The sequence below is a fragment of the Nocardia sp. NPDC057663 genome (assembly GCF_042799895.1).
GTDB lineage: Bacteria > Actinomycetota > Actinomycetes > Mycobacteriales > Mycobacteriaceae > Nocardia.
The window spans coordinates 16,948-35,390 of the sequence record NZ_JBHVHX010000021.1 but is presented as its reverse complement, the minus strand read 5'-3'; the positions used below and the strand labels follow the sequence as shown (position 1 = coordinate 35,390).

Below are 18,443 nucleotides of genomic sequence, written 5' to 3'. Positions count from 1 at the left end.
TACAGTCGAACTCAGAAAATTCCGCTCACCGGGCACCTCATCCGGATATGGACGCCCCTCCTGCGGACTTCTCCGAGCTACCGCCCCCCGTGGAGGTCGGGCTACGCCGATGCACCACGCCCCACGTGAGTTAACGCCCTGCCGGATGAAGCAGGGCAGCGAAGAGGGCAGCGATCTCGTCCTCAACCCAGTAGACGCATCTGGAACCGGGTGCAGGGTAGGCGAAGTGCCACAGATAGTTACGATCCAAGGCAGCGCACTTGGACTCGATACCCGCGAATACACCTGCAGCCCAGTGCGATCCGCTGCGGTTCAGAGCTGCCGCCAACTGCTCCCCGGAGAAAGGTCGGCCGGGGCTGCGCATGAGCACTGTCAACACGTCACGCCCGTTGTCCGTCAACGCATCCCACAGCACTGGCGCCAGATCTTGGTCGGCGGCTGTCCACTCGGTACGACTGTCCATGTCGCCAAGTATCTGCGAAATAGTTGTCCCACAAAAGAATTGGGCCCCGAAGATCTCGGGGCCCAATTCGTCCGTGCTAGTACGCCGTCGTCACATCACAGCGGGATGTTCTTGTGGTGGCTCTTGCGCGCAGGGGCCGAGGCCAGGGCCGCGGCGATGATGCTGCGGGTCTTGGCCGGGTCGATGACCTCGTCGACGACGCCGATCGCGACGGCGCGCTCGACGCCGCCGGCGATCTGCTCGTGTTCGGCGGTCAGGCGCTCGTGGAGGGCTTCGCGTTCCGCTTCGGGGGCGGCCGCGAGTGCCTTCTTGTGCAGGATGCCGACGGCGGCCTTGGCGCCCATGACGGCGACTTCGGAGCCGGGCCAGGCGTAGACGGCGGTGGCGCCGAGGGAGCGGGCGTTCATCGCGATGTAGGCGCCGCCGTAGATCTTGCGGGTCACCAGGGTGACGCGGGGGACGCGGGCTTCGGCGAACGCGTGCAGCAGCTTCGCGCCGCGGCGGACGACGCCCTCGAGTTCCTGGCCGACGCCGGGCAGGTAGCCGGGGACGTCGGTGACCACGATCAGCGGGATGCCGAACGCGTCGCACAGACGCACGAAACGCGATGCCTTCTCGGCGCTTTCGGAGTTCAGGCAGCCGCCGAGGCGCAGCGGGTTGTTGGCGAGCACACCGACGGTGCGGCCACCGAGGCGACCGAGGCCGACGACCATGCTGCGGGCGTAGCCACCCTGCAGTTCCTCGAAGGAGGATTCGCCGTCGACGTTGTCGAGCAGCTCGTGGATGATCGGCTTGACGTCGTAGGCGCGCTTGGGCGAGGCGGGCAGCATCGCCTTCAGGTCGATATCACCGTGCTCGGCCGCAGCCTGGTCGAACTCGCCCTGCTCGGCGAACATCGAGACCAGCCGACGGGCGCGGTGCATGGCATCGGCTTCGTCGTCGGCGGCGATGTGGCACACGCCGGACTTCTTGAAGTGTGTGGTGGGACCGCCCAGGGTCTCCATGTCGACATTCTCGCCGGTCACCGAACGCACGACGTCCGGACCGGTGACGAAGACACGGCCCTCGGGAGCCATGATGACGATGTCGGTCAGCGCGGGGCCGTAGGCGGCGCCACCGGCGGCGAAACCGAGCACCACGGAGATCTGCGGAACCAGACCGGACGCGCGGACCATCGCCTCGAAGACCAGGCCCACCGCGTGCAGCGCCTCGACGCCCTCGGCCAGGCGAGCGCCGCCGGAGTGCCACAGGCCGACGACCGGGATGCCGGAGTCGATGGCGGTGTCGATCGCGTCGACGATGTGCTTGCAGCCCTCGACGCCCATCGCGCCGCCCATGACGGTGGCATCCGAGCAGTAGGCCACGGTGCGGACACCGTCGACCTCGCCGATCGCGGCCAGGACGCCGGACTTGTCCCGCGGGTGCAGCGGAAGCACGGTGCCGGGGTCGAAGAATCGCTGAAGCCGGCCGAGCGGGTCGCGCGGATCGGTCGTCGTGTCGTTAAACGCGGGAGCAATGATGGTCATCGCGTCGTCGTCTCCTGCCTTCGAAGAGAGTGCCGCTACGGCGGCTGCGTATGGCGAACCGCCGGTGGGGTCGGACCATTCAGTTGGCGCGACCCCACCGGCGATCGTGAATGCAGTCGGCGGCTATGCCCGACCGAAGGCGAGCGCGACGTTGTGCCCACCGAAACCGAAGGAGTTGTTGATCGCGTACTCGATTTCCTGGTGCCGGGCCTGCCCGTGCACCACATCGAGATCGACCTCCGGATCCTGGTTGTCCAGGTTCAGCGTCGGCGGAACGACGCCGTCCCTGATCGCGAGCACGGTGAGCACGGACTCGAGGGCACCGACAGCGCCGATCGAGTGGCCCAGTGCCGACTTCGGCGCGTACACCGAAGCGTGGTTGCCCACTGCCAGGTTGATCGCGTTGGCCTCGGCGGTGTCGCCGATGGGGGTCGCGGTCGCGTGGGCGTTGATGTGGGTGATGTCCTGCTTGGTCAGACCGGCGGTCTGGATCGCGCGGGTCATCGCCCTGGCCGCACCGGTGCCCTCGGGATCGGGAGCGACCAGGTGGAAGCCGTCGGACGTGATGCCCGCACCCAGCAGTCGAGCGTGGATGGTGGCACCGCGAGCCTTGGCGTGCTCTTCGGTCTCGATGACCATGAGCGCGCCCGCTTCGCCGAAGACGAAGCCGTCACGATCCTTGTCGAACGGACGCGAGGCGCCCTTCGGATCGTCGTTGCGAGTACTCATCGCCCGCATCATGGAGAACGCCGCGATCGGCACCGAGTCGATGAAGCCCTCGACGCCACCGGTGACGACGATGTCGGCGTCACCCATCACGATCATCCGCCACGCGTTGGCGATGGCCTCCGAACCCGACGAGCACGCCGAGACCGGAGTGACCACTCCCGCCCTGGCCTTCAGCTCGAGACCGACGACGGCCGACGGACCGTTCGGCATGACCATCTGAACAGCCAGCGGCGAGATCTTGCGGTAGCCGCCGTTCTTCAGCTTGTCGACCGAGTCGATCAGCGCGTCGCCGCCACCGAGGCCGGTGCCGATCGCGACGCCCAGGCGGTCGTGGTCGACCTCCGGGCTGCCCGCGTTCTTCCACACCTCGCGACCGAGGACGGTCGCCAGGCGCTCGACATACGCCATACGGCGGATCTCGACCCGGCTCAGCAGGGTGTCGGGGCTGACTTTCAGGTGACCGCCGATACGCACCGGCAGGTCGTATTCCTCGATGAAGGAATCCTCGAGAACGTCGATTCCGCTCTCACCGTTGAGGAGTCCCTTCCACGTCGCATCGACATCACCCGCGATCGACGTGGTCGCCGCCATGCTGGTGACGACGACGTTGGGGAAATTCCCGTTCAAGGTGGAAGGAGTGGTCACTGGTTCAGCCCTACTCGGCGTCGAACTTGGCCTTGAGCTCCGCGGCGGCGTCGGAGTTCTCCGCCTCGAGCTTCTGGATGTAGGAGACAGCGTCACCCACGGTCTTCAGGCTGGCAAGGTCCTCGTCGGGGATCTTGACGCCGTACTTGTCCTCGGTCTGCACAGCGATCTCGACCATGGACAGCGAATCGATGTCCAGGTCGTCGACGAAGGACTTCTCGATGGTCACCTCGGAGGGTTCGATACCCGTAACCTCTTCGATGATCTTGCCGAGTTCTTCGACGATCTGTTCCTGGGTCAGAGCGGCCACTTTGGTGGCTCCCTTCTTGTTCTCATTTGTAGGGGGTCTTGAACGGCCGGCACCTCGTCGTGCGCGGCCGCCGGGGGAAAGCTAGCCGGAGATGGTCAATTCGACCAATGCGGGGAGGTCTTCCGGGGTCTTCAGGGCCAGGTTGGGCGTGCCCTTCAGTTCCCGCTTGGCAATTCCGACGAGGGTGCCCGCCGGCGGCAGTTCGGCCACGGCCGAGACAGCTGCCTCGCGGACGGTCTCGGTGCACAGGTCCCAGCGCACGGGGCGGGTGACCTGAGCGGCGAGCTTGTCGATCGCGTCGGCGCCCGAGGTGACCGGCTTGCCGTCGAAGTTCGACAGCAGGGTCCGGATCGGGTCGCTCGGCGAGATCTGAGCGATGGCATCGGCGACAGCAGCCTGCGCCGGGGCCATGAAAGCGGTGTGGAACGCACCGGCGACGGGCAACGCGCGGACCCGAGCCTTCTCCGGCGGGTTCGCGGCGAGCTCCGCCAGAGCTTCCAGGCGACCCGCTGCCACGATCTGGCCGACCGCGTTGCGGTTGGCCGGGACGAGATCGAGTTCGGCGAGCCGTGCGAGCACGATGGCTTCGTCGCCACCGAGCACCGCGGACATGCCGGTCGGCTCCTGCGCACACGCCTTGGCCATCTCCCGGCCGCGGATGGCGGCCAGGCTGACCGCCTCGTCGGCGGTGATGACACCGGCGACCGCGGCTGCGGCGAATTCGCCGACCGAGTGTCCGGCGACGATCGTATCCGCAGGAATCGTATCGGGGGCGATTTCGGCGAACGCGAGCAGGGCGGCGGCGACGACGAGCGGCTGGGTCACCGCGGTGTCGACGATCTCCTCGGCCGTCGCGGTGGTACCGAGACGGACCAGGTCGAGGCCGGCGGCCTTCGACCACAGCTCGAGGCGATCGGTCGCACCGGGAAGTGCGAGCCAGGGCGCGAGCATGCCGGGTGTCTGGGACCCCTGTCCAGGGGTGAACAACGCGATCACTCCCTAAGAAAACACTGTGACCCCCGCCGCACGAGATGTCGGCGCGAATGAAGCTTTCGGACGGGTTTTGTAGGGGTCCCACAAAATCCGAGGTGGGGTGTCCCGATCGACCGATTCCCCAATCTCGTTACAGGGGCTCGAAGCCCACTGGGGTAGGCGGTGTTTCTGTGACGGAGGGAGACGATTCGTTATGGGTTCGTGTCAAACGGCCCACTGTGGCTGCGATCCGGAGCACATAGGCGTCTCGGGGATTCATGGGATCACGTCCGGTGATCTCGCCGATTCGTTTGAGACGGTACCGAACGGTATTTGGATGGACGTACAGCTGACGCGCGCACGTTTCTACTGCTCCACCACAATCCAGGTACGCGTCGAGTGTGTCGGATAACGACGATCCGGCAGCAGCCAACGGGAGCACAAGATACTCGTTCAACGCCTCTATTGCAGCTCTATCGCCCAGCAGGGCCCGTTCTGGTAACAACTCCGACGCGTGAACGGGCCTTGGCGCGGCCCGCCAGCCCACCACGGCCTCCATTCCGGCCAATGCCTCGATCGCGCTGGCGTGCGCGGCGCCCAGCGTACGCATGGTCGGGCCGATCACCACCGGACCCTCGGAGAACACGTCGGCGAGCAGGTCGGCGAGGAACGGCGAGGCGATCCCGGCGTCACCCAGGTGCCCGCTGACGACCATCACCAGCCGCGCGCCCTGCACCACCGCCAGCGCGGCCCTGCCGTGCCTGGTCGCGATGGTGTGGACCGCGCCGACGGTCGACACGCCCTGGTCCGCCGGTGGCGTACCGACCAGCACGGTGGCGGGCGCGGTGGCGTCCCAGTTCAACGTGGCGGCCCGGGAGAGCATGTCGGGACCGGTGTCGCCACGGACCACCGCGTCGACCACCAGGGCCTCCAGGCGGGTGTCCCACGCGCCGCGCGACTCGGCCGCGCTCGCGTACACCGAGGCGGCCGCGAAACCGAGCTCACGCCCGTATCGCAGCACCGCCTCGGTGAGCGCGACCAGCTGACGATCATTGCGCGCCAGCGCGGGCAGCCACTGCTCGAAGAAGTCCATGGCCACCCGCACCATGTCCACGGTCTGGCGCAGCGTCAGCCGCCGCGCCAGATCCTGCGGAATCACCTGGAACGCGTCCAGGCTGAAGCGGATATCGGAGTCGGGATCCTGCAACCACTCCAGGAAGTTCACGACCGCCGTCTGCACCAGCATCTGGACGCCCGCACGCTGCGCGGCGTCCAGATCGGCGAAGAACGGCAGCCGATCCTGCATCGACCCCACCGCCTCGGTGGACAGCCGGCCCGAGAACTGCTTGACCCGCTTGAGCAGCGTGTCGGGCAGCGGATCACGGGTCTGCCGATTCGGGGACAGTGCCCCCGTCGGCAGGTAGACCTCGTGCTCGCTGGTGCCCTCGGTGATCCGACGGGGCCGCGGCGGTTTGCGCTCCACAGTCCAATAGTCCGCTACGCGAGTTCCTCGCCCGCGTCCGCACTCGGCTTCGGCGCGGCGGAGGCGTCGTCGATGCGGTATTTCGCCGCCGCTTCCACCGCCTTCGCCTTGTCCAGCGTGCCTTCCTTGACCAGGCCCTCGAGCACCGCGACCACGATCGACTGCGCGTCGACGTTGAACACCCGGCGGGCGGCCGGACGGGTGTCGGAGAAGCCGAACCCGTCGGTGCCCAGGGTGATGTAGTCGCCCGGCACCCACTGCCGGATCTGATCCGACACCGCGCGCATCCAGTCCGTGGCTGCCACGACCGGGCCCTGCGTCGGCGCGAGCGCCTGGGTGACGTAGGGCACGCCCGGATCGGTGTCGGGGTGCTTGAGCGCCTGGATCTCCTTGTCCAGCGCCTCCCTGCGCAGCTCGCCGAACGAGGTCACCGACCACACGTCGGCGGCCACGCCCCACTCCTGCGCCAGGATCTCCTGCGCCCGCAGACCGTCGGGCACGGTCACGCCGGAGACGAGGATCTGCGCGCGAGTGCTGCCCTCACCACCACGCTGGTACAGGTACAGCCCCTTGAGCAGACCGGCGACATCGAGGTCGTCGGGCTCGGCCGGCTGCTGGTAGGGCTCGTTGTACAGGGTGATGTAGTAGAAGATGTTCTCCCCGCCGAACGCGCCGTCCTCGGGCGGATTCGTGCCGGGCAGCGGGCTCACAGAAGGGGTGGCGCCGCCGTACATCCGGCGCAGGCCGTCCCGCATGATGTGCGCGATCTCGAAGGAGAACGCCGGGTCGTAGGTCACCACGGCCGGGTTGGTCGACGCCAGCAGCAGCGACTGCCCGTCGTTGTGCTGCAGGCCCTCGCCGGTGAGCGTGGTGCGGCCCGCGGTGGCGCCGAGGACGAAACCGCGCGCCAGCTGGTCGGCGGCGGCCCAGAAGCTGTCGCCGGTGCGCTGGAAGCCGAACATCGAATAGAAGATGTAGAGCGGGATCATCGGCTCGCCGTGGGTGGCGTAGGAGGTGCCCGCCGCGGTGAAGGTCGCGGTGGAACCGGCCTCGTTGATGCCCTCGTGCATGATCTGGCCGACGGTGCTCTCCTTGTAGGCGAGCATCAGTTCCGCGTCGACCGAGGTGTAGAGCTGGCCGTTGCGGTTGTAGATCTTCAGCGTCGGGAACCACGAGTCCATGCCGAAGGTGCGGGCCTCGTCGGGAATGATCGGCACGATGCGCTTGCCGATCTCCTTGTCGCGCAACAGCTCCTTGACCAGCCGGACCAACGCCATGGTGGTCGCGACCTTCTGCTTGCCCGAACCCTTGCGGACCGAGCGGTAGGCCTCGTCGCCGGGCAGCGTGAGCGGCTTGGCGGGCGAGCGGCGTTCCGGCACGAAACCGCCGAGCGACTGACGCCTGCTCAGCATGTACTGGATCGCCGGGTTGTCCATGCCGGGGTGGTAGTACGGCGGCAGGTACGGATCCTTCTCCAGCTCGGCATCGGTGATCGGGATGCGCTGCAGATCGCGGAAGTCCTTGAGGTCCTGCAGCGCCAGCTTCTTCATCTGGTGGGTGGCGTTGCGGCCCTCGAAGTGCTTGCCGAGGGTGTAGCCCTTGATTGTCTTGGCCAGGATCACCGTCGGCTGGCCCTTGTGCGCCATCGCCGCCGCGTAGGCCGCGTAGACCTTGCGGTAGTCGTGGCCGCCGCGTTTGAGGTTCCAGATGTCGCTGTCGGACATGTTCTGGACCAGCGCCTTGGTGCGCGGATCGCGGCCGAAGAAGTGGTCGCGCACGTACGCGCCGTCGTTGGCCTTGTAGGTCTGGAAGTCACCGTCGGGGGTGGTGTTCATCAGGTTGACCAGCGCGCCGTCGCGGTCGGCGCCCAGCAGCGCGTCCCACTCGCGGCCCCAGACCACCTTGATGACGTTCCAGCCCGCGCCGCGGAAGAACGACTCCAGCTCCTGGATGATCTTGCCGTTGCCGCGCACCGGACCGTCGAGCCGCTGCAGGTTGCAGTTGATCACGAAGGTCAGGTTGTCGAGCGCCTCGTTGGCGGCCACCTGGATCAGGCCACGCGACTCCGGCTCGTCCATCTCGCCGTCGCCGAGGAATGCCCAGACGTGCTGGTCGGAGGTGTCCTTGATACCGCGATCGTGCAGGTAGTGGTTGAACCTGGCCTGGTAGATGGCATTCATCGGGCCCAGGCCCATCGACACCGTCGGGAACTCCCAGAAGTCCGGCATCAACCGCGGGTGCGGATAGGACGGTAGGCCGTGGCCAGGTCCGCCGTGACTGTATTCCTGCCGGAACCCGTCGAGCCGGTCGGTGCTGAGCCGGCCCTCCAGGAAGGCGCGGGCGTAGATGCCGGGCGAGGCGTGGCCCTGGATGAAGATGCTGTCGCCGCCGCCGGGATGGTCCTTGCCGCGGAAGAAGTGATTGAAGCCCACCTCGTAGAGCGCCGCCGAGGACGCGTAGGTCGAGATGTGGCCACCGACGCCGATGCCGGGGCGCTGCGCGCGGTGCACCATGATCGCGGCGTTCCACCGGATCCAAGCGCGATAGCGGCGCTCGACTTCCTCGTCACCGGGGAACCACGGCTCGTTCTCGGTGGGAATCGTGTTCACGTAGTCGGTGGAGGTGAGCGCCGGGATCGAGACGCGGCGTTCACCGGCGCGCTCGAGCAGCCGCAGCATCAGGTAGCGGGCGCGTCCCGGGCCTTCGCGGTCGAGCATGTCGTCGAAGGACTCCAGCCATTCGCTGGTCTCCTCGGGGTCGATATCCGGAAGATACGACGCCACTCCCTCGCGGATCACCCGGACCCGCTCACCGGTCGGTCTGGTGGCGGACTCGGCGCCTGCGGCGGGTGCCGCCGCGGCGGGATCGTTCGCGGAATTCGCTGACACAGAGTGGATCAGGTCGGTCAAATCTGCTCCTCGTACTGGGGGCTGAACTGCTTGTTGGCGTCGCTATCCCCGGGCCTGCCCGCTAGGTGTGCGGGCCACCCGTCACACACGTTTCGGGCGCACCCCCATCCTTACCGAAAAGGTGGCGCAGGTCATCCCTCCCTGGCAGGTACTGGGCGGTATTCCCCTGGAAAGCAGCGTGGGCGCGACGCGCCGCCGCATCCGCAGATCCACTAGGTTTAGGTGTGGGAACCACGTGAGCGAGAGGGATCGGACAACGATGAGGCTGCTGGACGCGCGCCGGCTGGGGCTGGCCTGTGCCGCTGTCGCCGTGACCGCGGGCATGGTCGTGGCCGGGTGCGCCGAGCAGGTGCCGGGCACGCCGACCACCGATCCCGCCGAGGTCGCCGCGTACCAGACCGAGGCGGCCGCGTCCTCGTCCGCCGCCGCGTCGTCCAAGGCCGCCGCCGCGCAGACCAGGGCGATCAGCGACAACTGCACCCGGTTCCCCACCACCACCGGCGCAGGCGTGACCGCCTTCAACGACTTCGTCACCGCGCACGACAGCAACGCTCCCGACTACGCCGCCAAGCGCGAGGCCGCCGCCACCACCCTCGACAACGCGGCGCTCGAGGTCGAGACCGGCGTCACCACCGCGGCGGGCGCGCTGCCCGCCGACCTCGCGGAGAAGTTCACCGCCTACGTCGTCGCCGCCCGCGAGCTGTCCGCCGAGACCAGGAAGATGACCTACAACTCACAAGTGGCCAAGCTCAACGACGCCAGCCGCAAGATCAACCAGGCCCGCACCGCGGTCCACGACGCCTGCCCGAGCCGCTGAATTCGCCCCGCCGACACGCGGCATACGGTCCCAATTCATCCGATCGGCTTGCGCTGCGGCCGATAACCATGTTCGCTTGCACCTATCTTATTGTCGGCAGTTTAGGGAGGACACCACCGTGGTCGCCGCGGCGGACGCGCAGAACTACGCTCAGAAGCTTGGCATTTCTCACGGCTTGGTCGTTCAGGAATTGGGCTGGGACGAGGACACCGACGACGACTTGCGCGCCGAGATCGAGGAGGTCAGCGGCGGCGAGATGGTCGACGTAGACTCCGACGAGGTCGTGGACGCCGTCCTGTTGTGGTGGCGAGAAGGTGACGGCGATTTGGCCGACGAGCTGATGGATGCCATCGGCCCGCTGGCCGACGAAGGCTTCATCTGGGTCCTCACCCCCAAGACCGGTCAATCGGGCCATGTCGATCCGAGTGAGATCGCCGAGGCCGCACCCACGGCCGGCCTGACCCAGACATCCACCATCAGCCTCGGCAGCTGGACGGGCTCGCGCCTGGTCCAGCCGAAGGCACCGTCCAAACAGCGCTGAATCCGCCGTTCGCTAGGGTCTCAGTTGGGCGAGAACGCTCGGCTGGGACCCGACACGACGGAGGATTCGTAGTATGCCGCTAGAGGTTGGCACTCTCGCGCCGGACTTCACGCTCAAGGACCAGAACAACCAGCCCGTCACCCTGTCGGAGTATCGCGGCAAGAAGAACGTGCTGCTGGTGTTCTATCCGCTCGCCTTCACCGGTATCTGTCAGGGCGAGCTGTGCAAGGTTCGGGACGAGCTGCCCAAGTTCCAGAACGACGACGCCGAGATCCTCGCGATCTCCGTCGGCCCACCGCCCACCCACAAGATCTGGGCAGCAGAACAGGGCTACCTGTTCCCCCTGCTGTCCGACTTCTGGCCGCACGGCGCCGTCACCCAGGCCTACGACGTCTTCAACGAGAAGTCCGGTTACCCCAACCGCGGCACCTTCGTCGTCGACAAGTCCGGTCACATCACTTTCGCCGAGATGAACGGGCCCGGAGAGGCCCGTGACCAGGCGGCTTGGGAGAAAGCGCTCACCGCGCTAGATTCATAAACCGTCACCGCCGGTTCCCGCCGGCGGTGCCCGGGCGTATAGCTCAGCGGTAGAGCACTGGTTTTACACACCAGCGGTCGGGGGTTCGATCCCCTCTGCGCCCACAGAAGATGTTGCAGGTAGACGATCCACTCGCAGCTTGCGCCGTCTGCCCCACGTCGCCCGCGTGGGGCAGAGAGCCCGAGCTTTACGTGTAGGTGACCCGACCGTGCCGACCCGGTATCGAGACCCTCGAAGGTCTCCAGGTCGATGCTCCGCAGCAACCATGACCATCGGCACGCCCTGCCCAAGACGAGCCGTACACGGCGCGCCTGCCGAACGGGAAATGACGCTGGTCCAGCACCGTCGTCTGCTGGTCACCGCCGGGTGGCTCTCAACCCACTGCACCCACAGATATCAGATCTGCTACCCGGTTCCGGGCGAACGCGAGGGACCGCTGCAGGCGCTCGCCGCCGAATTCGTCGTTGCCCGTGTAGACGAACTCGACCTCATCGATGCCGATGAAACCCAGAGCCGTGCGCAGGTACGGCTCAACGTGATTCGCGCTCGCCAGCGGACCACCCATCTCATACCCGGCGTCGCCGGTGCCGACGATGACGAAGGCGCGCTTGCCGGAGACGAGTGGCGTGTACGGTGCCGCGGCCTCAGGGTCGAAGGCGAAGGTGCGGCCGACCCGGACGATCTGGTCGATGTAGGCCTTCAGCATCGCCGGTACCCCGAAGTTGTACATCGGGACTCCGAGCACCAGCACGTCGGAGGCGAACAGCTCGTCCACCAGCTGGTCGCTGTAGGCCAGGGCCTCGCGCATCTGCGTGGTCCGCTCCCCTGGCGTGGTGAAGGCGGCGGCGATCCAGTCCTCGGTGAGGTGCGGAGGCGGTTCGTGGCCGAGGTCGCGGCGGATCACCGTGTCGCCCGGTCTGCCCTCGCTCCAGCGTTCGGCAAACTCCTGGACCAGTGTGCGGGTGTGTGAGCGCGACCGGCGCGGGCTGGCATCGAGCTGCAGCAGCTGGACCATCTCTGATACTCCTGTCAGGGCGGGGTAACTTGCGGAACCGAGCCTGCCCGACGGGGAATATCTGCGTAAGAACGCACATTTCTGTTACCCGGTACCCTTTTTCATACCTTTGCCGGTGAGACGAGGATGTGGCATGGCGAAGCGTAAGCAGGATCTCGATTTCGACTGCCCGGTCGAGGTCACCCTTGATGTGATCGGCGGCAAGTGGAAGGGCATGATCGTCTTTCATCTGAGTGAGGGAACGGCGCGGTTCAACGAGATGCGCCGCGCCATGCCGCACGTGACCCAGCGAATGCTGACCGCGCAGCTGCGCGAACTCGAGCGCGACGGCGTCCTCACCCGCACCGTGTATCCGGAGGTCCCGCCCCGAGTCGAGTACGAGCTGACCGACTTCGGCCGCGGTCTCGTCCCGATCATCCTGCTGATGGAGACCTGGGGCGAGCGGTACCGGGAGCAGCTCCGTCAGGCCGGCTAGTGAGCTGGAGGTTGCCCCTAGCTGAGCATTGGGTTCGAACCGCGTCCTGTGCGCGCGGGGTACCGGCGCCGCGCGGAATTCGGGATAATGTTCGTTACCCCGCAGACCGGGCGCTTCGAATCCTCGGAGGACTGCCATGGCCACAGCGATGACCGATCCGTCGACAATCCTGATCGCGCAGGGCAGCGAAGGCGGTGGCGCTGCCCTCGATCAAGTCGCAGCGATGACCGGCGCGGCCGCGGTGGTCGGCGCGATTCTGCTGGTGGTGGCCTACCTGCACCGGACGCGGCGCATCACGTGGCTGCGGCGCCTGGCCGACTTCAGCGGTCGCATCATGAACCGTCCCGGCTGGGTGGCGCTGCCGATCCTGATGTTCCTCGCGACCATCCTGACCGCGTTCCTCGGCTTCATCTGGGATGTGAGCCTGCACGTCGGCAAGGGCCGCGACGCCGGACCGCTGGCCAACCCGGCGCACTACTTCATTCTGGTCGGCCTGTTCTTCCTCTTCATGGCCGGCATGCTGGCGATCGTGCTGCCGCTCGACGAGAAGCCGGGCAGTGCCGCGGTGCGAATCACCCGCGACTGGTACGCCCCCGTCGGCGGCATCTTGATCGCGGGTGCCGGTTTGTACGCGCTGATCGGTTTCCCGCTCGACGACATCTGGCATCGGCTGTTCGGCCAGGATGTCACCCTCTGGGGGCCGACCCACCTGATGCTCATCGGCGGTGCGGGCCTGTCGCTGATCGGCGTGCTGCTGCTCGAACTCGAAGGCCGATACAACCGGCCTGATCCCGAACGCATCGACGGGCGGGTCTTGTGGGCGGTTCGGGCATTCGCTTTCGGCGGTCTGGTGATCGGACTGTCGGTGTTCCAGGTCGAGTTCGACTTCGGCGTCGAGCAGTTCCGGCTGGTGCTGCAACCGATGTTGATCGTCTTCGCCGCGACGATCGCCCTGATCTCGGCGCGGTTGACGCTCGGCCCACTCAGCACGCTGCTGCTCGTTGCCTTCGCCTTCTGTGTGCGGTATGTCGTCGCGGTCCTCGTCGGGACCGGATTCGAGGCGCCACGCAACGTGTTTCCGCTGTATCTCGGTGCCGCGATCGTGGTCGAACTGCTCGCCGTCGTGCCGCTGATTCGCCGCCCGCTCTGGTGGGGCGCGCTCACCGGGTTCTGTGTGGCGACGGTGGGTGTCTGGCTCGAGTCACTGTGGGTCGAGCGGATGTTCGTCAATGCCTGGGTCGCCGGGATGTGGCCGGAGCTGCTCGCGATGGCAGTGCCGGTCGGTGTGGCGGGCGGAGTGATCGGCGCGATGCTCGGCACCGTATTGCGCGGCGAGGCATTGCCCAGACCCGCGGTGCGGCGTGGAATCGTGGTCGCCGCTGTGGTGATTGCCGCAGCGGCGACTACGAACGGCCTGATCATCCGCGTACCGGAGACCGCGTCGGCGACCGTCACACTCACCGACGCCGCTCCCGAACAGGGCGGACGGATGGTCACCGCCGACATCAGACTCTCCCCCGAGGATCTGATCGGTTCCGATCCCGAATGGGTGGAGATCCTGTCCTGGCAGGGCGGCACCGGCGACGACAGTCCCGGCCACGGCCTCGTCGTGGACACACTGCGCCGCATCGCCGACGACCACTTCGTTTCCACCCGGCCCGTGCCCGTGCACGGCACCTGGAAAACGCTGCTGCGCCTGCAGGATGGGCGCATGCAAGCCGCGCTGCCGATCTTCATGCCGCTCGATCCCGGCATCGGCGCCGCGGAAGTGCCCGCACCCGCGAGCTTCACGCGGCCGTTCGTCGAGGAGATCACAGTACTGCAACGCGAGCGGTCCTTCGACCATCCGTCCTGGCTGATCGGCCTGGCGAGCCTGGTGGTGCTGGCGTGCAGCCTGGCCTTGATCGCGGCGATGTCGTGGGGCGCTGCCCGTATCAACGATCGCTATCTGGCGGCGGGTCGCACACAGGGCCAGAAGGCAACGGCCCAACCATGATTCGCCAGGGCGACGTCGACATTCTCGCCGACCACTCCCTGCTGTTGGCGATTCCGGCCTTTCTGCCCGCGATCGCGCTGGTCGGTCTGGTGCTGTTCATCGCGATGCGTGACCGGCGCGCGGAGAAACGCGAGAACGCCTACGCAGAAACACAATCCGCGCAGGCCGACCGCACCGAGGAGCATCCGTGACCAATCGCCTGCTCCGGTACGGGCTACTCACTGTCGCGGTGAGTTCGCTGCTCGTCGGCTGCGCATCCGGCGACCGGTCCGGGACGAGGACCACCCCGAACGGCGAGCCCGCGGCCCGCACCATCGACATCCGGATCGCGAACGGCACGGTCTCCCCGGCCGATACGCGCACCGAAGCCGAGGTCGGGGAACGTATCGTGTTGCGGGTCGACAGTGACACCGCCGACGAACTGCATGTCCACTCCGACCCCGCGCACACCTTTCCCGTGGCTGCGGCTTCCGGGCAGGAGTTCGGCTTCACCGTGACGGTGCCAGGCCAGGTGGAGATCGAACTGCACCACGCTGGACGGACGGTGACGACGCTGCTGGTCCGGCAGTGAGTGTCCTCGCCCACGGTATCGGCGGTGCTGCGGACCTGCCGATTCCGCTCACCTACGCGTTGGTCGGTGCGGCATGGGCGCTGACCTTCACGTTCGCGCTGCTGTTCTTCGCCTGGCGCCGACCACGATTGGACCCCTGCTCGCCGGGATACGTACTGCCCGCGCCGGTCCGCCGGGTGATCGATGCCCGCACGACCCGAACAATCATCGCCGCGGTGAGCGTGGCGGTGACCGCCTGCGTGATAATCATCGCGGTGTTCGGCTCCTCGGACCCGGCCCGGAATCCGGTGCCCGGAGTGCTGTACATCGGCGTCTGGGTCGGGGTGATGGTGGGGTCCCTGCTGATCGGGCCGGTCTGGAAGGTCGTCTCCCCAGCCAGAGCGATTCATCGATGGGGTTGCCTGTTGCTGCGACGCCCACCGGAACTCGGACTTCTCCGCTACGGCGAGGAATGAGGGTACCGCCCCGCGGCGCTCGGCCTGTTCTCCCTCGTCTGGCTGGAATTGGCTTGGCGCGCGCCAGGATCGGTGGGATCTGTGCTGACCTGGCTGCTCGGCTATCTGGTCGTGACCTCGATCGGGCTCGTACTGTTCGGCACCGTCTGGGCAGAACGGGCCGATCCGCTCGAGGTGTACAGCACGCTACTGGCGCACCTGAGCCCCTACGGGCGCGACCGCGCCGGACGGGCGGTGTTGCGGATGCCACTGAACAATCTCGCGGGCACTCCGGCACTCGCCGGTTCCGTGGCTGTCGCGGCGACGCTGCTCGGATCCACCGCCTTCGACAGTTTCTCCACCTTCCCGCGGTGGCGCGAGCTGGTCGACAATCTGGCGCCGGTCGTCGGCGCGGAGCTGGTGCGCACGGCCGGGCTGCTGGCCTTCATCGGGGTGGTCGGCGGGCTGTTCTCCGTTACCGCGCGTGCCACCGGCGGTGTCTCCCCCGCCGATCTAGCGCTGCTGCCGCGGCGGCTGGCGTTCAGCCTCACCCCTCTCGTGGCGGGTTACCTGATCGCCCACTACCTCACGTTTCTCGTCGAGAAGGGGCAGGCGACAGTGCTGCTGTTCGCGGACCCACTGGATCGCGGCTGGAACATCGCAGGCCTGGCCGACCGAGACGTCGCTTACGTGCTGTCGAGTCATCCGAGCCTGCTCGCCACCGCCACCGTGCTCGCCGTCCTGATCGGCCACATCCTCGCCGTCGCCGCCGCCCACGACCGCTGCCTCCAGCTTCTCCCGCCTCGTCACCGACTCACCGGCCAGCTGGCATTGATGCTGACAATGGTCGGATTCACCTTCTCCGGGCTGTACCTGCTGTTCGGCGGTTAGCGGAAACCTAGAGACCTGCCGCTGACGGCGCGAGCAATGCGGGCGAAAGCCGGTGTGCCCCACGCTGATCACCGGAGGCACACCGACGGTCGCCGGAATCAGGAAGCCACCTGCTCCCGATGCTTCTCGGACCCCGCGACGGTCAGCTTGCACGCACCGTCCTCACAGGAGCGCTGCAGTCGACCCCGCGATATCGTCTGCATCAACCCGATCGCCCAGCAGGTCGGACAGCCACGCAGCGCGATCAGCCCGACGGGCAGGAGCAGGAGGCCGGCCGGTCCGGTGAGCGGGATCAGGGCGACAGAGCCGATCAGGGCGGCGAAGCCCACTGTGCCGCGGGCCAGGTGTTTCGGTAGGGATGAGCTGGCGAAGTCGGGGCTGTCAGGTTTCGTTCCGGTCATCGTTTCCTCCAGGAACCGGGTCGGATGCGGATTGCAGTGTTTCTCGTACCGCCGCGCGTGCTCGATGCAGGCGTGACTTCATCGCGGCGGTACTCAGTCCGAGGGCATCGGCGACCATCCGTCCGCTGTAGCCCTGGATGTCGCGCATGATCAGTACGCGACGCTGATCGGCGGGCAGGGCGGCGACCGCGGCTGCGACCCGCCCCGCTTCCAGGCGTTGCAGGACCTCGTCCTCGGCCGACGCGGCAGAGGCGATGTCCGGCACCGGAGGGTGATCCCGCAGCCGCACCCGTGCTCGCCGCAGGCACTCGTTGCGGACGATGCGGAACATCCACGACGCCAGCGCGCCGGAGGCCCGCAGCATCCCGATCTTGCGGTACAGGATGATCAATGCTTCCTGCGCCGCGTCCTCGGCGTCTTCCGGTGTGGCACAAAGGGATCGAGCGAAGCGCTGGATGTTCGGGTGCGCGCCCGACACCAGCGCGGCGATCGAATCCACATCGCCGCCCTGCGCCGCGACGATCAGCTGGTGGTCGGGCCAGGTCGACTCAGCCACGCCCGGCTCGTTTGCGCTGCACGACGACCATGCATGTGCACAGCGCCACCAGGCCGACGGCGATACCGATTCCAATGATCACAACAACCTCCGTATCCTCCCGACATTGTGTCGGGACACGGATAAGAGGCGTTGGCCGCGCAAAAGGATTCAGCCGTCCGCGGCTCAGGGACGGCGAGCGGTGACGATCCAGGCGCGCGAGTCGAAGTACACGCCGTTGCCGGTGTCGTGCGCGGCGAGCAGGGCCCGCAGCCGGGCGCGGGCTTGCTCGGCGGAGGCCGGGTCGAGGTCGGCGAGGATGTCCCGGAATTCCACCAGGCGGAGCACATTGTCGTAGGCGGCGGCACCGTCTCGGCCGTAGTAGACAGGCTCGTTGACGTCGGTGAAGCCGATATGGGTGAAACCGGCTGCCACCAGGATGCTTCTGGTGATATCCGGGTCTGCGAGTGCGAACGCGCCGGGGCCCGCGGTGAGTATCGGCATTGCGGTAGTCAGCGTCTGACGGATCATGGACGCCCATTCGTTGCGGTCGCGTTCCTGCCAGACCAGCAGCACCAGACGTCCCCCGGGTCGGAGGGCATGCCCGATATTGGTGAACGCGGCGACCGGGTCGGCGAAGAACATCGCACCGAACCTGCTGATACAGAGGTCGAAATGCGCTGGCGGGAAAGGGTGTACCTGGGCGTCTGCCAGCTGAAAGCTGATGTTGGGCAGTCGCTCGCTGAGCTGACGAGCTCGGCCGAGCATGCGCTCCGAGACGTCGACACCCACCGCACTCCCGTCGACGGCCGCTCCGGCGGCCTCGCGTGTGGTCTGGCCGGTGCCACACCCGATATCGAGTACCCGGTCCGCGACGCCGACGCGCGTGGCGGTGCGGAAGAGTTCGTTGTGCGAGCGCAGCTCCGCGTCGTAGTCGAACATGGTCTCGCTCGCGGTCGGCCCCGCCTGGTCACCCTGCTCGTCGGACGTCACTGTCACTGCACCCTCTCGCTGCTCGACAGCCCCATCGGGCCGTCACGGAGTACACCTCAGGTGATTGTGCCCTGGCCTGGCAGGTGGTGGGCGGCCCCCCGGGGGGGCCCCCCCCCCCAAGTAGAACCCCGCGGGGTGTCCCGGGGGGGGGGGGGGGCCCCCCCCCCCCGGGGGGGGGGGTGGGGGGCGGCCGCGCCCC

At 67.4% G+C, this 18,443-nt stretch carries 18 protein-coding genes, 1 tRNA gene and 1 pseudogene; 9 read left to right on the top strand and 11 right to left on the bottom strand.

Annotated features, from left to right (window positions below):
• Positions 1–130: 130 nt before the first annotated feature.
• The 7 genes from ACFVAV_RS29790 to aceE all read right to left on the bottom strand — a co-directional run bounded on the left by ACFVAV_RS29790 (position 131) and on the right by aceE (position 8,926).
• Entirely contained in the window at positions 131–463 is a 333-nt protein-coding gene (locus ACFVAV_RS29790; RefSeq protein WP_379038899.1) for a DUF6416 domain-containing protein, read from the bottom strand.
• Positions 464–558: 95 nt separating this feature from the next.
• Positions 559–1,989, bottom strand: coding sequence for an acyl-CoA carboxylase subunit beta (locus ACFVAV_RS29785; RefSeq protein ID WP_379038898.1), 1,431 nt, complete (start codon positions 1,987–1,989; stop codon positions 559–561).
• 123 nt (positions 1,990–2,112) lie between these two features.
• Entirely contained in the window at positions 2,113–3,363 is a 1,251-nt protein-coding gene (locus ACFVAV_RS29780; protein ID WP_379038897.1) for a KasA/KasB family beta-ketoacyl-ACP synthase, read from the bottom strand.
• A 10-nt stretch (positions 3,364–3,373) separates the two neighbouring features.
• The gene (acpM, locus tag ACFVAV_RS29775; RefSeq protein ID WP_019046010.1) at positions 3,374–3,673 is read right to left on the bottom strand and encodes a meromycolate extension acyl carrier protein AcpM; all 300 of its coding nucleotides are present in this window, start codon (positions 3,671–3,673) and stop codon (positions 3,374–3,376) included.
• 81 nt (positions 3,674–3,754) lie between these two features.
• Complete coding sequence (locus tag ACFVAV_RS29770) at positions 3,755–4,669, bottom strand: ACP S-malonyltransferase (protein ID WP_379038896.1); 915 nt, start codon at positions 4,667–4,669, stop codon at positions 3,755–3,757.
• A 127-nt stretch (positions 4,670–4,796) separates the two neighbouring features.
• Entirely contained in the window at positions 4,797–6,098 is a 1,302-nt protein-coding gene (locus ACFVAV_RS29765) for a PucR family transcriptional regulator (protein WP_379038975.1), read from the bottom strand.
• 44 nt (positions 6,099–6,142) lie between these two features.
• Positions 6,143–8,926 (bottom strand): pyruvate dehydrogenase (acetyl-transferring), homodimeric type, encoded by a 2,784-nt coding sequence (gene aceE / locus ACFVAV_RS29760; protein WP_379038974.1) that lies wholly within the window; start codon positions 8,924–8,926, stop codon positions 6,143–6,145.
• A gap of 370 nt (positions 8,927–9,296) precedes the next feature.
• Here aceE and ACFVAV_RS29755 point away from each other — a divergent pair, with 370 nt between their 5' ends.
• The 4 genes from ACFVAV_RS29755 to ACFVAV_RS29740 all read left to right on the top strand — a co-directional run bounded on the left by ACFVAV_RS29755 (position 9,297) and on the right by ACFVAV_RS29740 (position 11,037).
• Positions 9,297–9,854 carry a hypothetical protein gene (locus tag ACFVAV_RS29755; RefSeq protein ID WP_379038895.1) on the top strand — a complete coding sequence of 186 codons (558 nt, stop codon included), beginning with the start codon at positions 9,297–9,299 and terminating at the stop codon, positions 9,852–9,854.
• Positions 9,855–9,972: 118 nt separating this feature from the next.
• Complete coding sequence (locus ACFVAV_RS29750) at positions 9,973–10,395, top strand: DUF3052 domain-containing protein (protein WP_379038894.1); 423 nt, start codon at positions 9,973–9,975, stop codon at positions 10,393–10,395.
• 73 nt (positions 10,396–10,468) lie between these two features.
• Complete coding sequence (locus tag ACFVAV_RS29745; RefSeq protein WP_379038893.1) at positions 10,469–10,933, top strand: peroxiredoxin; 465 nt, start codon at positions 10,469–10,471, stop codon at positions 10,931–10,933.
• 32 nt (positions 10,934–10,965) lie between these two features.
• Positions 10,966–11,037, top strand: a tRNA-Val gene (locus tag ACFVAV_RS29740).
• Between the two features lie 269 nt (positions 11,038–11,306).
• On the opposite strand, the gene ACFVAV_RS29735 is transcribed toward ACFVAV_RS29740, so the two are convergent.
• The gene (locus ACFVAV_RS29735; protein WP_379038892.1) at positions 11,307–11,948 is read right to left on the bottom strand and encodes an FMN-dependent NADH-azoreductase; all 642 of its coding nucleotides are present in this window, start codon (positions 11,946–11,948) and stop codon (positions 11,307–11,309) included.
• Between the two features lie 133 nt (positions 11,949–12,081).
• On the opposite strand from ACFVAV_RS29735, the gene ACFVAV_RS29730 reads away from it, so the two are divergent.
• The 5 genes and pseudogenes from ACFVAV_RS29730 (at position 12,082) to ACFVAV_RS29710 (ending at position 16,315) form a co-directional block, all read left to right on the top strand.
• On the top strand, positions 12,082–12,423 hold the full coding sequence (locus ACFVAV_RS29730; protein ID WP_379038891.1) for a winged helix-turn-helix transcriptional regulator: 342 nt from the start codon (positions 12,082–12,084) through the stop codon (positions 12,421–12,423).
• Positions 12,424–12,559: 136 nt separating this feature from the next.
• Positions 12,560–14,419, top strand: coding sequence for a hypothetical protein (locus ACFVAV_RS29725; RefSeq protein WP_379038890.1), 1,860 nt, complete (start codon positions 12,560–12,562; stop codon positions 14,417–14,419).
• A complete protein-coding gene (locus ACFVAV_RS29720; RefSeq protein WP_379038889.1) occupies positions 14,416–14,610 on the top strand; it encodes a hypothetical protein in 195 nt (64 codons plus the stop codon). The genes ACFVAV_RS29725 and ACFVAV_RS29720 overlap by 4 nt, the downstream gene beginning before the upstream one ends.
• Entirely contained in the window at positions 14,607–14,990 is a 384-nt protein-coding gene (locus ACFVAV_RS29715; protein ID WP_379038888.1) for a hypothetical protein, read from the top strand. Before ACFVAV_RS29720 ends, ACFVAV_RS29715 begins: the two co-directional genes overlap by 4 nt.
• Positions 14,987–16,315 (top strand): annotated as a pseudogene (locus tag ACFVAV_RS29710) (hypothetical protein). The gene ACFVAV_RS29715 and the pseudogene ACFVAV_RS29710 overlap by 4 nt, the downstream one beginning before the upstream one ends.
• Positions 16,316–16,413: 98 nt before the next feature.
• Here the strand turns inward: ACFVAV_RS29710 and ACFVAV_RS29705 are convergent.
• From ACFVAV_RS29705 to ACFVAV_RS29695, 3 genes are all read right to left on the bottom strand, one after another.
• On the bottom strand, positions 16,414–16,716 hold the full coding sequence (locus ACFVAV_RS29705; protein WP_379038887.1) for a hypothetical protein: 303 nt from the start codon (positions 16,714–16,716) through the stop codon (positions 16,414–16,416).
• A complete protein-coding gene (locus ACFVAV_RS29700) occupies positions 16,697–17,272 on the bottom strand; it encodes an RNA polymerase sigma factor (RefSeq protein WP_379038886.1) in 576 nt (191 codons plus the stop codon). The genes ACFVAV_RS29705 and ACFVAV_RS29700 overlap by 20 nt, the downstream gene beginning before the upstream one ends.
• 165 nt (positions 17,273–17,437) lie before the next feature.
• Complete coding sequence (locus ACFVAV_RS29695; protein WP_379038885.1) at positions 17,438–18,250, bottom strand: class I SAM-dependent methyltransferase; 813 nt, start codon at positions 18,248–18,250, stop codon at positions 17,438–17,440.
• Positions 18,251–18,443: the final 193 nt, after the last annotated feature.

What these genes read in the sequence shown, in the direction of transcription:
- ACFVAV_RS29790 (WP_379038899.1), bottom strand. Translation starts at nt 463, where the DNA reads ATGGACAGTCGTACCGAGTGGACAGCCGCCGACCAAGATCTGGCGCCA.
- ACFVAV_RS29785 (WP_379038898.1), bottom strand. Translation starts at nt 1,989, where the DNA reads ATGACCATCATTGCTCCCGCGTTTAACGACACGACGACCGATCCGCGC.
- ACFVAV_RS29755 (WP_379038895.1), top strand. Translation starts at nt 9,297, where the DNA reads ATGAGGCTGCTGGACGCGCGCCGGCTGGGGCTGGCCTGTGCCGCTGTC.
- ACFVAV_RS29745 (WP_379038893.1), top strand. Translation starts at nt 10,469, where the DNA reads ATGCCGCTAGAGGTTGGCACTCTCGCGCCGGACTTCACGCTCAAGGAC.
- ACFVAV_RS29735 (WP_379038892.1), bottom strand. Translation starts at nt 11,948, where the DNA reads ATGGTCCAGCTGCTGCAGCTCGATGCCAGCCCGCGCCGGTCGCGCTCA.
- ACFVAV_RS29730 (WP_379038891.1), top strand. Translation starts at nt 12,082, where the DNA reads ATGGCGAAGCGTAAGCAGGATCTCGATTTCGACTGCCCGGTCGAGGTC.
- ACFVAV_RS29725 (WP_379038890.1), top strand. Translation starts at nt 12,560, where the DNA reads ATGGCCACAGCGATGACCGATCCGTCGACAATCCTGATCGCGCAGGGC.
- ACFVAV_RS29720 (WP_379038889.1), top strand. Translation starts at nt 14,416, where the DNA reads ATGATTCGCCAGGGCGACGTCGACATTCTCGCCGACCACTCCCTGCTG.
- ACFVAV_RS29705 (WP_379038887.1), bottom strand. Translation starts at nt 16,716, where the DNA reads ATGACCGGAACGAAACCTGACAGCCCCGACTTCGCCAGCTCATCCCTA.